Origin of the sequence: Nonomuraea sp. NPDC052116, assembly GCF_040680035.1 — a bacterium.
GTDB classification, from domain to species: domain Bacteria; phylum Actinomycetota; class Actinomycetes; order Streptosporangiales; family Streptosporangiaceae; genus Nonomuraea; species Nonomuraea angiospora_A.
Genome location: NZ_JBFAWA010000009.1, coordinates 363109 through 381474, shown reverse-complemented (window position 1 = coordinate 381474; position 18366 = coordinate 363109). Strand labels below are relative to the sequence as shown.

At 70.1% G+C, this 18366-nt stretch carries 18 protein-coding genes; 12 read left to right on the top strand and 6 right to left on the bottom strand.

What is annotated here, in order from left to right:
- The coding region (locus AB0L65_RS20330) for a carbohydrate-binding protein (protein ID WP_364247451.1) at nucleotides 1–1601 on the top strand (1601 nt) is incomplete at its 5' end.
- Nucleotides 1602–1607: 6 nt separating this feature from the next.
- A complete protein-coding gene (locus tag AB0L65_RS20325; RefSeq protein WP_364247448.1) occupies nucleotides 1608–4205 on the top strand; it encodes a ThuA domain-containing protein in 2598 nt (865 codons plus the stop codon).
- Nucleotides 4206–4254: 49 nt separating this feature from the next.
- Here AB0L65_RS20325 and AB0L65_RS20320 read toward each other — a convergent pair whose 3' ends face one another.
- Nucleotides 4255–4929, bottom strand: coding sequence for a GntR family transcriptional regulator (locus tag AB0L65_RS20320; RefSeq protein WP_364247446.1), 675 nt, complete (start codon nucleotides 4927–4929; stop codon nucleotides 4255–4257).
- A 123-nt stretch (nucleotides 4930–5052) separates the two neighbouring features.
- Here AB0L65_RS20320 and AB0L65_RS20315 point away from each other — a divergent pair, with 123 nt between their 5' ends.
- The 6 genes from AB0L65_RS20315 (at nucleotide 5053) to AB0L65_RS20290 (ending at nucleotide 11447) form a co-directional block, all read left to right on the top strand.
- Nucleotides 5053–6111 carry a sugar ABC transporter substrate-binding protein gene (locus AB0L65_RS20315; RefSeq protein ID WP_364247443.1) on the top strand — a complete coding sequence of 353 codons (1059 nt, stop codon included), beginning with the start codon at nucleotides 5053–5055 and terminating at the stop codon, nucleotides 6109–6111.
- 27 nt (nucleotides 6112–6138) lie between these two features.
- Nucleotides 6139–7224 (top strand): mandelate racemase/muconate lactonizing enzyme family protein, encoded by a 1086-nt coding sequence (locus tag AB0L65_RS20310; protein WP_364247440.1) that lies wholly within the window; start codon nucleotides 6139–6141, stop codon nucleotides 7222–7224.
- Nucleotides 7221–8282 (top strand): ABC transporter permease, encoded by a 1062-nt coding sequence (locus AB0L65_RS20305; RefSeq protein WP_364247438.1) that lies wholly within the window; start codon nucleotides 7221–7223, stop codon nucleotides 8280–8282. The genes AB0L65_RS20310 and AB0L65_RS20305 overlap by 4 nt, the downstream gene beginning before the upstream one ends.
- The gene (locus AB0L65_RS20300; protein WP_364247435.1) at nucleotides 8279–9277 is read left to right on the top strand and encodes an ABC transporter permease; all 999 of its coding nucleotides are present in this window, start codon (nucleotides 8279–8281) and stop codon (nucleotides 9275–9277) included. Before AB0L65_RS20305 ends, AB0L65_RS20300 begins: the two co-directional genes overlap by 4 nt.
- Complete coding sequence (locus AB0L65_RS20295) at nucleotides 9274–10803, top strand: sugar ABC transporter ATP-binding protein (protein WP_364247432.1); 1530 nt, start codon at nucleotides 9274–9276, stop codon at nucleotides 10801–10803. Before AB0L65_RS20300 ends, AB0L65_RS20295 begins: the two co-directional genes overlap by 4 nt.
- Before the next feature lie 281 nt (nucleotides 10804–11084).
- Entirely contained in the window at nucleotides 11085–11447 is a 363-nt protein-coding gene (locus AB0L65_RS20290; protein WP_364247430.1) for a nuclear transport factor 2 family protein, read from the top strand.
- A gap of 170 nt (nucleotides 11448–11617) precedes the next feature.
- On the opposite strand, the gene AB0L65_RS20285 is transcribed toward AB0L65_RS20290, so the two are convergent.
- Nucleotides 11618–12028 (bottom strand): hypothetical protein, encoded by a 411-nt coding sequence (locus AB0L65_RS20285; protein WP_364247427.1) that lies wholly within the window; start codon nucleotides 12026–12028, stop codon nucleotides 11618–11620.
- Between the two features lie 189 nt (nucleotides 12029–12217).
- Between AB0L65_RS20285 and AB0L65_RS20280 the strand changes: the two genes are divergently transcribed.
- The 3 genes from AB0L65_RS20280 (at nucleotide 12218) to AB0L65_RS20270 (ending at nucleotide 13628) form a co-directional block, all read left to right on the top strand.
- Nucleotides 12218–12862, top strand: coding sequence for a CAP domain-containing protein (locus AB0L65_RS20280; protein ID WP_364247424.1), 645 nt, complete (start codon nucleotides 12218–12220; stop codon nucleotides 12860–12862).
- Between the two features lie 203 nt (nucleotides 12863–13065).
- Nucleotides 13066–13347 carry a hypothetical protein gene (locus AB0L65_RS20275; RefSeq protein WP_364247421.1) on the top strand — a complete coding sequence of 94 codons (282 nt, stop codon included), beginning with the start codon at nucleotides 13066–13068 and terminating at the stop codon, nucleotides 13345–13347.
- The gene (locus AB0L65_RS20270) at nucleotides 13344–13628 is read left to right on the top strand and encodes a hypothetical protein (RefSeq protein WP_364247418.1); all 285 of its coding nucleotides are present in this window, start codon (nucleotides 13344–13346) and stop codon (nucleotides 13626–13628) included. The genes AB0L65_RS20275 and AB0L65_RS20270 overlap by 4 nt, the downstream gene beginning before the upstream one ends.
- Here the strand turns inward: AB0L65_RS20270 and AB0L65_RS20265 are convergent.
- The 3 genes from AB0L65_RS20265 to AB0L65_RS20255 form a co-directional block, all read right to left on the bottom strand.
- Nucleotides 13592–13966: a hypothetical protein gene (locus tag AB0L65_RS20265; RefSeq protein WP_364247415.1), complete on the bottom strand. Its 375-nt coding sequence runs from the start codon at nucleotides 13964–13966 to the stop codon at nucleotides 13592–13594. The genes AB0L65_RS20270 and AB0L65_RS20265 overlap by 37 nt on opposite strands.
- A gap of 338 nt (nucleotides 13967–14304) precedes the next feature.
- Nucleotides 14305–15513 (bottom strand): acyl-CoA dehydrogenase family protein, encoded by a 1209-nt coding sequence (locus AB0L65_RS20260; protein WP_364247413.1) that lies wholly within the window; start codon nucleotides 15511–15513, stop codon nucleotides 14305–14307.
- A 46-nt stretch (nucleotides 15514–15559) separates the two neighbouring features.
- Nucleotides 15560–16762, bottom strand: a complete 1203-nt coding sequence (locus AB0L65_RS20255; RefSeq protein WP_364247411.1) for an MFS transporter — start codon at nucleotides 16760–16762, stop codon at nucleotides 15560–15562.
- Nucleotides 16763–16848: 86 nt separating this feature from the next.
- Here AB0L65_RS20255 and AB0L65_RS20250 point away from each other — a divergent pair, with 86 nt between their 5' ends.
- On the top strand, nucleotides 16849–17433 hold the full coding sequence (locus tag AB0L65_RS20250; protein ID WP_364247408.1) for a TetR/AcrR family transcriptional regulator: 585 nt from the start codon (nucleotides 16849–16851) through the stop codon (nucleotides 17431–17433).
- Here AB0L65_RS20250 and AB0L65_RS20245 read toward each other — a convergent pair.
- Nucleotides 17405–18358: a glucosyl-3-phosphoglycerate synthase gene (locus AB0L65_RS20245; protein WP_364247405.1), complete on the bottom strand. Its 954-nt coding sequence runs from the start codon at nucleotides 18356–18358 to the stop codon at nucleotides 17405–17407. The genes AB0L65_RS20250 and AB0L65_RS20245 overlap by 29 nt on opposite strands.
- Nucleotides 18359–18366 lie beyond the last annotated feature (8 nt).

Sequence of the window (18366 nt, the reverse complement as noted above, 5' to 3'; positions counted from 1 at the left end):
CGACCTCGACGGTCAAGTTCCCGCAGTCCCTCGACGGCCGCTACTTCGCCATGGAGTTCGGCCGCCAGTGGATCAAGGCGATCGAGGTCAAGAGCGACGGCGCACCCGGCGTGATCGAGGACTTCCCCTGGGACGGCACGCAGATCATCGACTCGGAGTTCGGCCCGGACGGCGCCCTGTACGTGCTGGACTACGGCACCGGCGGCGGCAACCAGGCGCTGTACCGGATCGAGTACCTCGCCGGCGCCAACCGCAACCCCGTGGCCAAGGCCGCGGCCGACAAGACCTCCGGACAGGCGCCGCTGACCGTGGCCTTCTCCTCGGCCGGCAGTTCCGACCCCGAGGGCGGCGCGCTCACCTACGCGTGGAACTTCGGCGACGGCGCCACCTCCACGCAGGCCAACCCGACCCACGCCTACAGCGCCAACGGCACCTTCCGGCCGACCCTGACCGTACGTGACCCGCAGGGCCTGACCGGGACCGCCAGCCTGGTGATCACGGTCGGCAACACCGCGCCCACCGTGACGTTGACCACCCCGGTCGACGGCCAGCTCTTCTCCTACGGCCAGGCCGTGCCCTTCAAGGTCACCGTCACCGACCCCGAGGACGGCACCGTGGACTGCGCCGGCGTCAAGGTGACGTACCTGGTGGGCCACGACAGCCACACCCATGCGATCACCTCCAAGAACGGCTGCGAGGGATCGATCACCATCCCGGCGGACGGCGAGCACGACGCGGCGGCCAACCTCTACGGCGTCTTCGACGCCGAGTACACCGACAAGGGCGGGCTGACCGGCCACGGCGTCCGCACCCTGCAGCCGGCGCACCGGCAGGCCGAGCACTTCGGCGCCCAGCAGGGCATCCAGGTCGCCAACCACGGCGGGGCCGAGGGCGGCGCGACCGTCGGCTTCACCGACAACGGCGACTGGATCTCCTTCGAGCCCTACCTGCTGGCCGGGGCCACCAGGGTGACCGCCCGGGTCTCCTCCGGCGGCCCCGGCGGCACGGTCGAGGTGCGGGCGGGCTCCTCGACCGGGACGCTGCTGGGCACCCTCACCGTGTCCAACACCGGAGGCTGGGACTCCTTCACCGACGTCTCCGCCGCTCTGAGCAACGCCCCCAGCGGCACGACGAAGCTGTTCCTGGTCTTCAAGGGCGTGTCGGGGCAGGGCAACCTGTTCGATGTGGACGCCTTCACCTTCACCACCGGAGCGCCGCCCGGCACCACGGTCGAGGGCGAGTCGTACACCTCCGGCTCCGGGGTGCAGATCGCGAACCACGCACCCGCCAGCGGCGGCCAGACACTCGGCTTCATCGAGAACGGCGACTGGGCAGGCTACTCCGGCGTCACCACCACAGGCGCCAAGACCTTCTCCGCCCGCGTCTCCTCCGCCGGGTCAGGCGGCACCATCCAGATCCGCTCGGGCTCGGCCACCGGCACCCTGCTCGGCTCGGTCACCGTACCCACCACCGGAGGCTGGGAGACCTTCCAGAACGTCTCCACCACCCTGACCGGCACCGCCACCGGACCACTCTTCCTGGCCTTCACCGGCGGCAGCGGCTTCCTCTTCGACATCGACACCTTCACGATCACCAGGTAGGCGGCGATGATTCACAAACTCCTCGGCCTCGTACTCGTCGCGGCGAGCCTGACCGCCGCCCCCTCGGACCCGGCCTACCAGGTGCTGGTCTTCTCCAAGACCGCCGGATTCCGCCATGACGCGATCCCGGCGGGCATCCAGGCCATCCGCGATCTCGGCGGCGGCAACAACTTCACCGTGACCGCCACCGAGGACGGCGGAGCCTTCACCGGCGCCAACCTCGCGGGTTACAAGGCCGTCGTCTTCCTCAACACCACCGGCGACGTGCTCAACGACACCCAGCAGGCCGCCTTCCAGTCCTACGTCGACTCCGGCGGCGGATACGTGGGCGTGCACGCCGCCGCCGACACCGAGTACGACTGGCCGTACTACGAGAAGCTGGCCGGCGCCTACTTCAAGAGCCACCCCGCCATCCAGCAGGCCACCGTACGCACCGAGAACCGCGCGCACCCGGCGACCGCCCACCTCGGCCCCACCTGGACGCGTACCGACGAGTGGTACAACTACCGCACCAACCCGCGCTCCTCCGTACGCGTGCTGCAGAACCTCAACGAGAGCACCTACAGCGGCGGCGACATGGGCGACCACCCCATCACGTGGTGCCACCCGCAGAGCCAGGGGCGAGCCTTCTACACCGGACTCGGCCACACCATCGAGTCGTACGCCGATCCCGCCTTCCGTAACGTGCTCCTCGGCGGCATCCGGTACGCGGCCGGGGTCGCCAAGGCCGACTGCCGGCCGGAGACCGGCTACACCACGCTGTACGACGGCTCCACCAGCGGCTGGTCCCAGGCCGGCCCGGGCAGCTTCGCCAACGCCGACGCCACCCTGACCTCGCAGGGCGGGATGGGGCTGCTGTGGCACAGCGCCAAGGAGTTCGGCTCGTACTCGCTGAAGCTGGACTGGAAACTGACCGGCGACAGCAACTCCGGGATCTTCGTCGGCTTCCCCGCCTCGTCCGATCCGCAGTCGGCCATCGACAACGGCTACGAGGTGCAGATCGACGCCACCGACACCCCGGACCGCACGACCGGGGCGATCTACGGCTTCAAGGCCGCCGACCAGGCCGCGCGCGACGCCGCGCTGAACCCGCCCGGCGAGTGGAACACCTACGAGCTGCTGGTGGAGGGCGAGCGGCTGCAGGTCCTCCTGAACGGCGTGAAGATCAACGACTTCACCAACACCGACCCGCGGCGCTCGTTGCTCCAGGGGTACGTCGGCATCCAGAACCACAGCGCCTCGGACCAGGTGGCCTTCCGCAACATCCGGATCAAGGAGCTGGGCGGGAGCAGCGTCACGGTCGAGGGCGAGTCGTACACCTCCGGCTCCGGGGTGCAGATCGCCGGCCACACACCCGCCAGCGGCGGCCAGACACTCGGCTTCATCGAGAACGGCGACTGGGCGGGCTACTCCGGCGTCACCACCACAGGCGCCAAGACCTTCTCCGCCCGCGTCTCCTCCGCCGGGGCAGGCGGCACCATCCAGATCCGCTCGGGATCGGCCACCGGCACCCTGCTCGGCTCGGTCACCGTACCCACCACCGGAGGCTGGGAGACCTTCCAGAACGTCTCCACCACCCTGACCGGCACCGCCACCGGACCACTCTTCCTGGCCTTCACCGGCGGCAGCGGCTTTCTGTTCGACGTCGACACCTTCACCCTGACGAGCTCGACGAACGGCGGCACGGCGCTGTCGGACAAGGTGCACGTCTTCTACTACCCCTGGTACGGCTCGCCGCAGGTCAGCGGCAGCTGGCGGCACTGGCCGCAGGGCGGGCACACCCCGCCCGACGACGTCGGCGCGGACCTGTACCCCGCCCTGGGCGCCTACGACTCCGGCGACTTCGCCGGCGCGGTGCCCCAGCACATGAAGTGGATCAAACAGGCCGGCGTCGGTGTGCTGGTGCTCAGCTGGTGGGGCCGCGGCAGCTATGAGGACAACCTCGCCAGAGGCGTCATGGACGCCGCGGCGAAGGAAGGGCTCAAGGTGGCCTGGCACCTGGAGCCCTACTCCGGCCGCACCGCCGCCTCCACCGTGGAGGACATCCGTTACATCAACCAGACCTACGGCTCGCATCCGGCCTTCCGCAACGCCTTCTACGTCTTCGAGAGCCTGCGCATCACCGACTGGTCGGCCCTGAGCCAGGTCAACCAGAGCAACGTCATCCTCGCCCAGACCACCGACACCACGAAGATCGCGAACTTCAACGGCATGTACACCTACGACGCGATCGCCGGCGCCACGGCGCCCGGCTGGCAGCAGGCCGCGGACTACGCGCGCCAGCGCGGGCTGGTGTGGGCTCCGTCGGTGGGCCCCGGCTACATCGACGACCGCGCGGTGCCCGGCAACACCACGCCCACCCTCTCCAGGGACAACGGAGCCACCTACGACAAGGAGTGGTCCAACGCCCTCCAGACCAACCCCACCTGGGTGTCGATCACGTCCTTCAACGAGTGGCACGAGGGCAGCGTGATCGAGCCGGCGGTCGTGCGGACCGGGTATCAGAGCTTCGAGGGCGCCTACGGGCGCACCGGCGCCTCGGCCCAGACCGCCTATCTGGACCGCACCGCTACCTGGGTCAACCGGTTCGCGAACGCCGGCTGACGACCTGACCCCGCCCGCCGCCCGGCACGGGCCGGTCGGCGGGCGGGCGTCAGTCGAATGCCGTCAGTTGCCGCTCACGCGCCGCGCTCAGGTGTCCTCGCGTCGCCGCCTCGGCCGCGTCCGGGTCCCCGGCCCCGATGGCCGCGGCGATGCGTTGATGCTCCTCGATCGTCGTGCCGGCATGGGTGTAGGGGAAGTATCTCCGGTGCAGGTGAAGGTGGACATGCAGGCGCTCGAGGCCGTCGCGGAGCAGGGGGTTGCCCGACGCCTCGGCGATGAGATCGTGGAAGCGGGCGTCGTGGGCGGTGAAGGCCGCGTGCCAGCGCCAGCCTTCGGGGTCGTCCGGCTCCTGCGCGATCGAGGTGGCCGCCTCCGCGATGATCGACTCGCGTTGCGCTGAGGTGGCCCGCTCGGCGGCCCACCGCGCGGTGGCGCACTCCAGCAGCAGCCGCATCTCGAACAGGTGGTTGAACTCGGCGCGCGTGAGCAGCGGGGTGACCGTGTAGCCCACGAGGGGGCGCTTGCGGACCAGCCCGTCGGACTCCAGGCGGGCCAGGGCCTCGCGAATCGGCGTCTGGGACACCTCAAGCTCGCGGGCCAGCGCGTCGATGTTGACGCGGTCGTCGGGCCGCATGCTGTGCTCGAGAATGCGCGCCCTGAGCACGTCGTAGACGTCGTCGCCGAGCGTCGACCGCCTGAGCCGGATCGGTTCGGTGGATGCCATCGGGCTCAATCCTCCCACGGAGTCGACGTGTCGCCGGAAGGTCAAGTCTTGACGTCCTGACGGACAGGAACTATACCTCCATGAAACATCCTATAGGATCTATGATCCTGAGAGGGCGCTGTCATGAATCAACGATCACTGAACCGGCTCGGCGGGCTGGCTGCCGTCCTTGTGCTCGCCGTCACCGCCACCGCCGGTTGCACGAGGAAGAGCGACGACACGACGCCGGCCGGCGCGTCCACCCGGACGCCCGACCAGGTCAAGATCGCCCTGGTCCCCGGCGGGGCACATCCCTACTTCCAGCCGTGGAAGGACGCCGCCGCCAAGGCGAAGAGCGATCTCGGCGTCGGCGACGTCAGCTTCAACGAGACCTCCGACTGGGACCAGACCAAGCAGAACGACGTGCTGAAGTCCCTCGCCGCGCAGGGCTACAACGCCTTCGGCGTCTTCGGCGTCTCCCCGGAGAACATCAACGCCACCTTCGAGGACCTCAAGCGGCAGGGCTTCCCGGTCGCCTCGCTGGCGTCCTGCCCGGCCGGCGAGGTCGACAAGGCGGACTTCTGCCTGTCCACCGACGTGCAGCTGGCCGCCTACAAGGCGGCGCAGGCCGCGATCGGGGCCATGGGCGGTCAGGGCGACCTCGTGCACCTGACCGGCAACAAGGTGGATTCCAACACCCAGCGCCGCATCGCGGGGGTGCAGAAGGCGGTCGATGAGACCGGCGGGAAGGTCAAGCTCCTGCAGACCGTGACCGACGTGGACAAGGACCTGCAGACGGCCCAGAAGGCCGTCGCCGACCTCCTCGCCGCCAAGGGCGACCAGATCCAGGGCATCGTCAACACCGCCTACAACCCCGCGGTGGCCTCCGCGGAGGGCGTCGAGCGGTCCAAGCTGCCGATCAAGGTCGTCGCGATCGACGACGACAAGACCATCCTCGCCGGCCTCAGGGACGGCTCGGTCGCCGCGACCGTGCTGCAGAACCCGGTCGGCCAGGCGTCCGTCGGCTCGTACGCGCTGATGAAGCTCGCGGGCGGCTGCACGATGGCGCAACCGGGAGTGATCATCGACTCCGGTTCCTTCGTCGTGACCAAGGACGACATCGACACCTACGACACGAACCGCCAGGCGAAGACGGACGAGCTGAAGAAGGCGTTCGACAGCCAGTACCTGTCCTGCAAGTAGTCCGACGAGCCCCAGGAGGAGCCTCCCTTGCCCGCGATCACTCACGCCGAGGCATATCTTGTCGACCTGGAGGTCGAGACCGTACGCACGGACGCCGTCCAGTCGTTCATCAAGCAGGAGACCGTCTTCGTCGAGATCCGGACCGACGACGGCGGCACCGGCACCGGTTACACGTACACGATCGGCACCGGTGGCACCGCCGTGCTCGCCCTGCTGCGCGACTACCTGCTGCCCAGGCTGGCGGGCGCGGACGCCCGCCGGGTGGAGGCCGTGTGGCACGACCTGTTCGCCGCTACCCGGGCGACCACGGTCGGCGCGATCACCTCCCTGGCCCTCGCCGCCGTCGACACGGCCCTGTGGGACTGGCGGTGCCGCGACGCCGGCCAGCCGCTGTGGGTCCTCGCGGGTGGCGCGAAGGACCGCATCCCGCTGTACGACACCGAGGGCGGCTGGCTGCACCTCACCACCGAGGAGCTCATCGCCGGCGCCAAGGCCAGTCAGTCTGCGGGCTGGCCCGGCGTGAAGCTCAAGATCGGCCGCTCCCCCGTCGAGGACGCGGAACGGCTGGCCGCCGTCCGTGCGGCGGTCGGGCCCGGCTTCGACCTGATGCTCGACGCCAACCAGTCGCTCACCCCCGCGGAGGCCGTCAGGCGGGCCCGGCTGCTCGAACCGTCCGACCCCTACTGGTTCGAGGAGCCGCTGCCGGGCGATGACGTCGCCGGGCACCAGGCACTGGCCGCGGCCTCCTCGATCCCCGTCGCGGTGGGTGAGTCGCTCTACTCCGTGGCGCAGTTCCGCGAGTACCTGCACCGGCAGGCGGCCGGCATCGTGCAGGTGGACGTGGCACGCATCGGCGGCATCACGCCGTGGCTCAAGGTCGCGCACCTGGCCGAGGCGTACAACGTGCCGGTTTGTCCGCATTTCCTCATGGAGCTGCACGTGAGCCTCTGCTGTGCGGTCCCGAACAGCCGCTACCTGGAGCACATCCCCCAGCTCAGGGCGATCACCCGGCGGGAGATCGGGATCGCCGACGGGCACGCTCTGGCGCCGGCCTCCCCCGGGCTCGGCATCGAGTGGGACCGCGACGCGATCGACGACCGGAGGGTCGCATGAGCACGCGGACCGCGACGCCGCCGGAGATCCCCGCGGCGGGACCGCGCGAGCCGTCGGGGATGCCCCTCTGGGCGAACCCGCGCCTCGGGCTGCTCATCCTGTTGATCGCCCTGGTCGCGATCTTCACCGTGCTGCGGCCGGCGTTCATGGACACCACGCTCACGCTCGTGCCGCTGCAGTCGGACATCAGCGTGTACGCGGTGGTCGGCCTCTCCCAGCTGGCGGTCCTGTCGCTGGGGCACATGAACATGGCCGTCGGCCGGATGGCGGCCATGAGCGCGTTCGCCATGGGCCTCGCCTACGACCGGCTCGGCGTGTCGCTGCTCGTCGGCCTGGTGATCGGGCTGATCGTGGGCACGTCGCTCGGCGCGCTGGCCGGGCTGATCATCTCGCGTACCGGCGTCAACTCGTTCGTGGTCACGCTGGCGATGGACTTCGCCCTGGTGGGGCTCATCACCATCCTCTACACCAGGTTCACCGACGGCGTCGCCTTCAGCAGCCGGCCCGCCGGCATGGACGCGCTGCGCAACGACACGTTCGCCGACTACTGCATGGGCGACCTGTGCGGCCCGCACATCCCCCTCGTCGTGCCACTCGCCCTCGTCGCGGTGCTGGCGGTGGGCCTGCTGTTCCGCTTCGGCAGGCTGGGCCGGGAGATCCTGATGACCGGCGCCAACGAGAAGGCGGCCGAGCTGTCCGGCATCCCCGTCCGGAGCCGGGTGGTGCAGGCCCACGCGCTCAGCGGGCTACTGGCCGGGCTGGCCGGCTTCCTGCTCGCCGCGAACAACGGCGCGTTCTCGGCGCGCATCGGCGACGCGTTCCTGCTGCCGTCCTTCCTCGGCCCGGTGCTCGGCGGCACGCTGCTGGCCGGCGGCGCCGTCAGCGTGCTCGGCACGGTGCTGGGCGCGACGCTCACCCAGGTCATCTACAAGGGCCTGAACCTGCTGCAGTTCCAGCTCGACCAGCTCAATCTCTACATCGGCCTGGTGCTGCTCGGCGCGCTGTCGCTCGATCGCGTGCGCCACGTCGCCGCGGAACGAAGGAGGGCACGGGCATGAGCACCGGCACCACGACCGCCGCCCGCGCCGGACTCGGCGGGCGGCTCAAGGATGTCACCGCCCGGCCGGAGTTCACCCTCGCGGTGCTCGCGGCCGCCGGTTTCGTCGCGCTCGCCGTGGCCACGGACGGCAACCTGCTCTCGCGCGGCACGCTGGACGCGTTCTTCCGCTTCCTCGCCGTCCCGATCGTCATCGGGCTCTCCCAGATGGTCGTCCTGGCCATCGGCCAGATGAACCTGTCGGTCGGCACGCTCACGGGCCTGTGCGCCATGGTCGCGGCGTGGCTCATGCTCGAAGCCGGCCTGCCCGCCCCGCTGGCCGTGCTGGGCGCGCTCGGGGTCGGTCTCGCCGCCGGCCTGGTCAACGGGCTGCTCGTCGTGTTCACCCGGATCAACGGGTTCATCGTGACCCTCGCCACCATGACGATCATCGAGGGGCTGCGGTACGGGATCAACGGCCCCGACACCTTCCAGGGGTACTCGCCATGGCTGCGCGGCCTCGGCACCGCCTCGATGCTCGGGCTGCCGGTCGTCCTCGTCCTCGCTCTGGTGGTGGCCGCCCTGGTGGCCCTGTTCTTCGGCCGCGCGGTCGTGGGCCGGCAGATGCTGGCGACCGGCGGCAGCCCGTTCGCCGCGCGGCTTTCCGGCATCTCCAACGATCGGTCGATCGTCATCGCGCACGGGCTCAGCGGCCTGCTCGCCGGCGTCGCCGCCGTCATCACGGTCGCCGCCTCCGGCTCCGTCAACTCCAGCATCGGCGACGATCTGCTGCTGCAGAGCTTCGCCGCGCCGATCATCGGCGGGGTGGCGCTGGCCGGCGGGGTGGTCAGCGTCGCCGGCACCTGCCTCGCGGCGTTCCTGATTCGGCTGGTGGACGTCATGCAGGCGCAGTTCGGCATCAACCCGCGCTGGATCGACCTGATCGTCGGCGCCGTCGTCCTCGGTGCGGTGCTGCTCGGCGCCGTACGCCAGAAGCTGTCGAAGGGGTCGTCATGATGCTCACCGCCGAGAACCTGGTGAAGACGTTCCCGGGAGTCCGCGCGCTGGACAGGGCCACCCTGCGGCTCGCCGCGGGGAGCGTGCACGCCCTGCTGGGCGAGAACGGCGCGGGCAAGAGCACGCTCATCAAGATCCTCACCGGTGTGCACAGGCCGGACGGCGGGCGGGTCGCGCTCGGCGACGCCGAGCTGCACCTGAACGGGCCACTCGACGCCCAGCGGGCCGGCATCGGCGTGGTGCACCAGGAGCGCAACCTGATCCCCGACTTCTCCATCGCCGAGAACATCCTGCTCCACCACCTGCCGCGGCGCTTCGGTCTCGTCGACCGGGCGCGGATGCGTGCCGAGGCCCGCCGCTGCCTCGACCTGCTCGATCTGGACCTCGACCCGGGCACCCCGGTCTCCCGGCTTTCCGTGGCGCAGGCGCAGCTGGTCGAGATCGCCAAGGCGCTGAGCGTCGACAGCAAGGTGCTCCTGCTCGACGAGCCGACCGCGTCGCTCACCGGGGACGAGGCCGACCGGCTCTACGGGATCGTACGCAAGCTGCGCGACAGCGGACACGCCGTCGTGCTGGTGAGCCACAAGCTGGAGGAGGTGTTCGCGGTCGCGGACACGGTCACCGTGCTGCGCGACGGGCGCAGCGTGGCCGAGGCCGAGCCGCTCGCCGGCTACACGCAGGACCAGATCGTCGACCTCATGGTCGGGCGGGCGTACTCCTCGGTCCGCCTCGCCGAGCGGCACGTCGACCCGGTCACCTCGCCGGCCCTGCGGCTGGACAGGGTGTGCACCGCGCGGGGCCACCGCGACGTCTCCCTGTCGGTGCGCCCGGGAGAGATCCTCGGACTGTACGGCCTGGTCGGGGCCGGCCGCAGCGAGCTGGCCAAGGCGCTGCTCGGGCTCGACCGGATCACGTCGGGAACCGTGGAGGTGCGGGGCCGTCCGGTGCGCATCCGCGACGTCGGCGAGGCTCTCCGCGGCCACCGCATCGGCTACGTGACCGAGAACCGCAAGGAAGAGGGCCTCTTCCTCGACCAGCCGATCACCCGCAACGTCGGCGTCACCGTGTGGCGGCGCCTGGCCAGGGCCGGGCTGGTCACCGATCGGGCGGAACGTCGCCTGGTGGCCCGGTACGCCGACCGGCTGGGCATCCGGATCTCGTCGCCGTCCCAGCTCGCGGGCCAGCTCTCCGGCGGCAACCAGCAGAAGGTGAGCCTCGCGAAGTGGCTCGCCGCCGAATGCGAGATCCTCATCGTGGACGAGCCGACGGTCGGCATCGACGTGCGTACCAAGGCGGCGTTCCACGAGCTGATCGCCGAGCTGGCCGGAGCAGGGATGGCGCTGCTGCTGATCTCCTCGGACCTGCCGGAGATCGTCACTCTCGCGGACCGGATCGCGGTGATGAACGACTTCAGCCTCCGCGGCGAGCTGGTCAACGACCACGACTACGCCCGGATGAGCCAGGCGATCATCCGGTTGATCCACACGGAACGGGTGCCCGAGGGGCAGGTGCATCAAGCCTTGTAGGACGACGCCCTCGAAGGGGCACGGCAAACCCGAGGCGGTCGGCCGGTCCACGACCCCGGCCAGGGTCAAGGAACGCGACGTCCGCCGGGCGGTCAGCGTGAAGATGGTCAGGCTGATGGGCCGGACCCGAGCCCTGCCCATCAGGGAATCTCGGCCCAAGCTACGAGGGCTGGCCAGGCCCTTCTCGATCCGGTCAGTTGGTTTTTGAGAAGGGGTTGCATCTTGCCCGCCGCCACGTAACGTCCCGAGCAGCGACCCTCGCCATGGGAGGAGAGATCGGCATGTCCGACGACGAGGCACAGCGCGTTTTCCAGGTGGTCGACTCGTTCGAGCCCGGCAAGTTCGTGCAGTTGCTGGCGGAGGACGCCAGGATGGTGTTCGGCAATGCCGAGCCCATGGTGGGACGCAACGCCATCGCCGAGGGGCTGCGGACATTCTTCGCGACCATCGGGGGCCTCGCGCACAGGCTCGTCAGAACGTGGCAGGCCGACGCCGACACCATTGCCGAGACCGAGGTGACATACCGGCGGCTCGACGGCAAGGACGTCAGCGTCGTGGCCGTGTCGATCTGGCATACCCGCGACGACGGTCTGATCTCGGACTACCGCGTCTTCGTCGACCTGGCGCCCGTCTATGCGGCGTAGAGCCACGTCTACTACGACGTCGGTACTGGTTCGGTACTGGTGAGGCCGCCGTGTTCCCCAGCGGCGTTTGCGGCTCCAGGCTCCACCGCCTTCCCTGAGAAGACGGGCGGTGGTCCCGTCGTGGTAGCCGAAGACATCGGCGACGACGAGGGCGGCGGCCGCTGCTTTGTTCACGGGCTTGACGAACAGTCCTCTTCCTTGACTGAACGGCGTTGGTGCCAGGACTGGCCGGTTGAGCACAGCCAGGTGGCCAGGGCCAGCCCCGCGGCGACGAGGTGGGGCCAGCCGACGAGCCCAAGGACGGTGGAGCAGTCGTACGGCGCAGAGGTCGCGAGCTGGGCGATCGGTTCGAAGAGCGCGGAGACGAGCAGCACGACCGTGAGGACCGACCCCGCCACGCCGCCCCCGAGCACCGTGCCGATCGCGGCCATGCTGACCAGGATGCCCGCGCCCGTGGCTCTGGACAGGTGGTCGGCGACCTCCGCCCACGGACCTTCGAGCTGAGCGAAGCAGCCGGGGAGGCTGCCGGAGTGGGTGGAGATGAGCACCGCCAGTGCGGTCCTGGCGAATGGGATGAGCACGACGCCCGTCCAGCAGACCGCCCGCAGCCGGGATTGGCGATACTCGTGCAGATCCCGGCCTCGAAGGGCGGTGTGCTCGTCCAGCAGGGGCGCGCCCAGCCGAGCGGTTTCAGAGTGTAGCGGCGACCATCCTCCTTTTGAGTATCCCTTACTCATGCGGCGCCGCGCGGTGCAAAGCACAGTCGAGACATGAGAGCCTTCCTCGCAGCGGCGCTGCTGGCCACCGGGCTGGCGGCCACCGCCGCGCCCGCCCACGCACAGCGGGCCGACTGCGACTTCGCCGACAACCCCGTCCGCACCGAGCCCTGGTTCAAGAAGCACAAACCCGAGCTGACCGAAGGCCAGCGCAAGGCGGCGATCGTCCTCATGGAGGGCTTCGCGTCCAACGCCATCCGCTGCCTGGTCAACGCCGAGCGCGCCCGCGTCGGCGTCGCGCCCCTGGAGGACAGCTACCGCCTGTACAAGGCGGCCGACGAGCACGTGCAGGCGGCCAGGCTGCTCAAGTGGTGGATCGACCGGCCGGAGGACCCGAAGAACAAGCAGTGGCACATCAACCCGGTGACGCACTCCGACGTCGGCGTCCGGGTCAGGGCGGCCGGCTACTGCCCGGCCGGCACCTGGCAGGTCAAGGAGAACGTCTTCTCGGGCTGGGACGGCACCGCAACGCCGCGCGCGGCCGTCCGCTGGTGGATGAACAGCGACGAGCACCGAGCCGCCATTCTCGACCCGGCCATGAAGCAGACCGGCATCTCGGTCAGGTACGGCAAGGCCCGCCCGCGCCTGTTCACCGACGTGGCCATGCTCACGACAGAGGTGTTCGGCTCCTGTCGTTGAGGCTGGGCACCAGGCCGGCGTTCGCCTGCACACACAGCGCCAAGGCGTCGGTCTCGGCCTGATTCAGCGTGCGTTCCAGGCCACCTGCTACCACGACCCGACCGCACCCCCGCCTCGACGCCCGCCGCGGCACCTTCCCACTTGCTCAACGCCGTTCTGCCCCGTGAACGAGCTCTCCAGTGGTTCAACCGGATGGACGCCGTGTGCGCGAAGGTCAGGCTGCCGACAGCGGCTCGGCGATGCTCTTTGCCGGCGTTGGGGCGACGAGCGCGCCGTTGGCCAGAGGTAGGAGCAGTCCGTCGCAGCCGACCCGAGGCCTGGCGCAGATCAGCAGCCCCGGTGAAGTCCAACACGACGTACTCGAGCATGAGGACGTCGAAGTCGCCCACCACGATCCCGGCGAAGGCGGCGGCCGCGATGTCGAGCATCGCCTGATCAGCGGGAATCTGGTCGCGGTGACGCTCGAGGGATGTCGGAGGGGGTGACGCAGCATCTCGCGGACCAGGACTACCGCTACCGGTCGGTGTCGTCCCACCCGGCGCTGATCTTCTACCGCGCCCGGTCGCCGCGGTGGCAGGCCCGCGCCACCGAGCTCCACACCAGAGGCAAGCGGTGGAACCAGCAGAAGGACACGCTCGACCCGCGCCGGCTCGAGCTGGTCAGCTTCGAGTACATCCCGGCGTCATCGCCATCGCGGCGGCGATGGCGGCGGAATGGCCTTGCGGGAAGTCACATCGTTTCGCAGGGAAGGCCCCAGCTCTCATAACCGCCGCCGGGCTTGTGGTACCAGAGCTCCGCGCAGATGTTGGTGCCTGCGGGCACCGGCCATGTATAGGAGAATTCCCTGAGGTTGCTGCGGTTATAGGTGTAGGTGGGATAGTTCATGTCGCGGCCACCGCCCCAGACGTGGATGTGGTAAGTGCCCGCTGGGCTGCAACCGTCTCCCAGGTGCCTGAGCAGAATGGCGTTGTACGCGGCCCATAGCCCCAGGCAGACACTGACACCGGCCGGACGCGCGAGCCGAGTAGCTGCCGGGGCGCCACCTGCGGCAGCCGATGCCGGTGAGATGGTGGTCGCCATAGCCACCGCCAACGCGGTCGCCATCGCCAGGACTCGGGCTGTAGGCCGTACTTTCCGGGATTTTCCTGCTGTCTGCATCGAGGTCTCCCCGTGAATTCGCCAGAGCGATTGCAGTCAGCGTCACAGGGCGCAGTCGCCGTCACCAGGGCATGCGCCGGTCATTTCCCGGACTTTCCCGCCGTCCGCGGAATGGCATGCGCCTCGTCCTCGCCCGCGGGCTCGACCATCCACCGGGCGTACAACTCGGCGTGCCGAACCGACATGTCCACCGGGTCCAGCCCGGTGCGCTCGCAGTAGGCAGGGTGATGTGCCGCGGCGACCCCACCGGCGACACGTCATCCCTGCTGGCGTGTCGAAGTTCTTCAGCGGACCGGCAGGCCGGTGACCGCGCGGCCGATGATCAGGCGCTGGATCTCCGACGTGCCTTCAAAAATGGTGTAGATCTTGGCGTCACGGTGGAAGCGCTCCACCGGGTGCTCCCTGGTGTATCCGGCGCCGCCCAGGATCTGGATCGCCTGTTCCGTCACCCACACCGCCGTCTCCCCCGCCACCAGCTTCGACATCGAGCCCTCCGCCTGCGAGAACTGCCTGCCGTTGCGGGCCATCCAGGCGGCCCGCCAGGTCAGCAGGCGGGCCATGTCCACCCGGGTGGCCATCTCGGCGAGGAGGAAGGCGATCGCCTGGTTCTCGCCGATCTTGCGGCCGAACTGCTCCCGCTCGCGGGCGTAGTCCCGGGCGTACTCGAAGGCCGCCCGCGCGATCCCGACGGCCATGGCGGCGACCGACGGGCGGGTGGTCTCGAACGTGCGCATCGCCGCCTGCTCCCCCGCCCGTTCCCCGTTGCGTACGCGGGACAGCCGGGCGTCCAGCTTCTCCTTGCCGCCGAGCAGGCAGGAGCCCGGTACGCGGACGCCGTCCAGGATCACCTCGGCCGTGTGGGAGGCGCGGATCCCGTGCTTGCGGAACTTCTGGCCCATGGACAGCCCGGGGGTGCCGGGCGGGATGACGAAGGACGCCTGGCCCCGGGTCCCGAGTGAGGGGTCCACCGAGGCGACGACCACGTGGACGTTCGCGATGCCGCCGTTCGTGGCCCAGGTCTTGACGCCGTCCAGCACCCAGTCGCCGCCGTCATGGACGGCGCGGGTGCGGATGGCGCCGACGTCCGATCCGGCGTCGGGCTCGGAGGCGCAGAAGGCGCCCAGCTTGACGTCGTTCTCCGTGCCGAACATCTGCGGCAGCCACTCCCCCATCTGGTCGGGGGTGCCGTTCGCGGCGAGGGCGGCGGCGGCCAGGCCGGTGCCGACGATGGCCAGGCCGATGCCCGCGTCGCCCCAGAAGATCTCCTCGAACGCCACGGGCAGCGCGAGCCCGCTGTCCTCGAACCACTGGGTGGCGAAGAAGTCGAGGGAGTAGAGGCCGATCTTGGCCGCCTCCTGGATGACCGGCCAGGGGGTTTCCTCGCGTTCGTCCCATTCGGCGCCCGCCGGGCGGATCACGTCGCGGGCGAACGCGTGCACCCAGTCGCGCACCTCGGCCACGTCGTCGCTGGGCTCCGGGCAGAAGCCGGTCATGTGCGCACTCTCCTCGACCCGATGTTACCAGTGGTAACAGAACACCTTACCGGTCAGTAGCTACGCGGTGGAATACCCCGGAGAGCAGAGTGGCCAGGGCCGCCAGCGCCATGCCGATCGCGAGGCCGTACAGGAGCGGGGTGAATCCCCCGAACGCGGCGGCCAGCTGCGGGCCGACGCTGCCGCCGACCGCGAGCGCGAAGGAGAACAGCGACAGCGCCGTCCCCCGGGCTGGTCCGGCGCCGGCGGAGATCGCCTCGTTCAGGCTGGGCAGGCCGCCGGTGATGGCGGCGACGTAGACGGCCAGCAGCAGCACCAGCGCGGCCGTCCCGGTGAGGCCGACGGCGGCGAGGGCGAGGGCTCCGGCCGCCAGGAACGCCGCCGCCCTGATCGGCGCGTGGATCCGGGCCAGCCACGGCATGAGCAGCGGCACCAGGACGATCGACGGGAGCCCCGCCGCGCGGAGCGCGAGAAGCTCGGAGGACGAGGTCACGCCGTAGATCTGCAGACCGGTGTAAACGGCCACGAAGCCCGCCATCAGCATGACCGTGGCCACGTACCGGAGGCCGAGGACGCGGTGGAACAGCAGGCCCGGCACCGCCCGGTAGACCGACAGCGGCGAGCCGCCGCCCACACGCGGCAGGTCGGGCAGCGTGACGGCCCGCACGCCCAGGAACGCCAGCACGAACCCGGCCGCCGACAGCAGGAACAGCCCGCGCCAGCCGATCACGTCCACCAGCAGCTGGGCGGCGACCTGGAGCAGCACGGCCGAGGCGAGGAACGCGCCGGTGATCGCCGCGATCGCGCCCACCCGGCGGCGCGGCTCGACCCGTTCCGCCAGGTACGCCAGGGCCGCGGGCGGGAACATCGCCACCGCCAGCCCCTGCACCGCCCGCAACGCCAGCGCCACTTCGGGGTTCGGGCTCAACGCCACCGCCGCCGAGGTCAGCGCGGCCAGGGGCAGTCCGATCATCAGCATCCGGCGGCGCCCGTACCGGTCGGACAGCGGGCCGAAGATCAGGAAACCGGCTCCGTACCCGATGCCGAACGCGGTCACCAGCCAGGTCAGGCCGCCGGCCGAGGCGCCCCAGCCGGTGGCCATGTCGTGCAGGAGCGGGATCACGATGTACAGCTGGCCGCTGACCAGCACGGCGGTGAGGGTCAAGGCCGCCAGCGTGCGTCCGAACGGCAAGCCGGCCGGCGAGGTCGCCGCGAGGTCGTGCGGCGCGGGGGAAATGGTGGTCGTCATGTGTCGGGACGGTAGCCAACCAACTAGTTGGATGTCAACCATTCAGTTGGATTACAACCAACTGGTTGGTGGCTATCATGGGCGGCATGGCACCCAAGGTCTCGACCACCGCCACGCGCGCCGCCCTGCTGGAGGCCGCGCGGGAGGAGTTCGCCGCGTACGGCGTGGCGGGCGCCCGCGTGGATCGCATCGCCGAGCGGGCCGGCGTCAACAAAGAGCGCATCTACGGGCATTTCGGCAGCAAGGAGAAGCTGTTCGACGAGGTCATCAAGGAGGCGCTCGATGACCTGACGACGCAGATCTCCCTCCCCGGCGCCGATCCCGGTGACTACGTGGCCCGGCTGACGGACTACTACCACTCACATCCCGAGCTGGTGCGGCTGCTGATGTGGGAGGCGCTCAACTACCGGGACCAGGAGGGGCTGCCGGCCGGGCAGGAGGTACGGGTGGAGCGCTGCCGCCGCAAGACGGCCTCGCTGGCGAAGGGTCTGGGTGTGGAGCCGTCGCCGGAGGTGGCCCGGACGCTGTTCATGATGACCGGGCTGGCGCTGTTCCCCTCGATGATGCGCCAGCTCGGGCGCATCATCCTGGGCGACGCGGCGGACGACCACGAGGCCATGCGCGACCAGATCGCCGCGTTCGTCACGTCGGGTTTGACGGAGCCACGGTGATCGCGTTCACGGTGATCATGGGTGGGCGCTCGCCGATCCCGATGTCGCGGAGCAGGATGTCGTGCCCGTCCGGCCCCCTCCGGAACTGTGCCAGCCGGACGGACGGCTCGTGGCAGGTTTCGATCTTGCCCTGACGCAGCAGGCGCGACCAGGCGGCCAGCATGATCTGGGACGCCATCCTCCCGAGCGCCTCGGTCGACTGCGGGGCGTGCTCGCGCGAGCCCAGGTCCACCTGCGCGAACGCGTCCAGCCCGGCCAGTTCGAGCAGGTCGATCAGCAGCCCCAGCTCCACGCCGTAACCGGTCAGGAACGGCACGCGTTCCAGGGCCGAGCGGCGGCCGGCGTACTCCCCGGCCAGGGGCTGGACGAAACCGGCCAGGTGCGGCCAGTGGAGGTTGATGAGCGGGCGGGCCACCAGCTCCGTGACGCGGCCGCCGCCGTTGGCGGTGCCGTGCAAGGGCCGGTCATAGCAACCCTTCGTGTAGACCACGGTGGGGTCCGCGAACAGCGGCCCGAGCAGGCCGAATACCAGAGAAGCACGAAATTTCCGGATGTCGGCGTCCACGAACACCAGCACATCCCCCGAGGTCACGGCGAGGGACTTCCACAGTGCCTCACCCTTGCCGTCCATCGGCTTGAGCTGCGGCAGGATCTCGTCCTGGGCGTGCACGCAGGCCCCCGCGCGCCGCGCCACCAGCGCGGTGTCGTCGGAGGAACGCGAGTCGATCACCACGATCTCGTCGACGAGCCCGTCCAGCTCGCGCCGGATCACGCCGACGATCTGGCCCACGGTCTCCCGCTCGTCGCGGGCGGGGAGCACCACGCTCACCGTGGTCTCCCCCTTGGCGGCCTTCAGGTCCCGGAGCGGCCAGTCCTCAGCGGACGAAGTACGGTGCCGCAACCATCCTCGCACTTCAGGCAGCATGCGACCCC

Coding starts and splice junctions, on each gene's coding strand:
- AB0L65_RS20245 (WP_364247405.1), bottom strand. CDS start 18,358: ATGCTGCCTGAAGTGCGAGGATGGTTGCGGCACCGTACTTCGTCCGCT.
- AB0L65_RS20250 (WP_364247408.1), top strand. CDS start 16,849: ATGGCACCCAAGGTCTCGACCACCGCCACGCGCGCCGCCCTGCTGGAG.
- AB0L65_RS20300 (WP_364247435.1), top strand. CDS start 8,279: ATGAGCACCGGCACCACGACCGCCGCCCGCGCCGGACTCGGCGGGCGG.
- AB0L65_RS20295 (WP_364247432.1), top strand. CDS start 9,274: ATGATGCTCACCGCCGAGAACCTGGTGAAGACGTTCCCGGGAGTCCGC.
- AB0L65_RS20280 (WP_364247424.1), top strand. CDS start 12,218: ATGAGAGCCTTCCTCGCAGCGGCGCTGCTGGCCACCGGGCTGGCGGCC.
- AB0L65_RS20290 (WP_364247430.1), top strand. CDS start 11,085: ATGTCCGACGACGAGGCACAGCGCGTTTTCCAGGTGGTCGACTCGTTC.
- AB0L65_RS20315 (WP_364247443.1), top strand. CDS start 5,053: ATGAATCAACGATCACTGAACCGGCTCGGCGGGCTGGCTGCCGTCCTT.
- AB0L65_RS20265 (WP_364247415.1), bottom strand. CDS start 13,966: ATGGCGACCGCGTTGGCGGTGGCTATGGCGACCACCATCTCACCGGCA.
- AB0L65_RS20325 (WP_364247448.1), top strand. CDS start 1,608: ATGATTCACAAACTCCTCGGCCTCGTACTCGTCGCGGCGAGCCTGACC.
- AB0L65_RS20260 (WP_364247413.1), bottom strand. CDS start 15,513: ATGACCGGCTTCTGCCCGGAGCCCAGCGACGACGTGGCCGAGGTGCGC.
- AB0L65_RS20320 (WP_364247446.1), bottom strand. CDS start 4,929: ATGGCATCCACCGAACCGATCCGGCTCAGGCGGTCGACGCTCGGCGAC.
- AB0L65_RS20305 (WP_364247438.1), top strand. CDS start 7,221: ATGAGCACGCGGACCGCGACGCCGCCGGAGATCCCCGCGGCGGGACCG.
- AB0L65_RS20255 (WP_364247411.1), bottom strand. CDS start 16,762: ATGACGACCACCATTTCCCCCGCGCCGCACGACCTCGCGGCGACCTCG.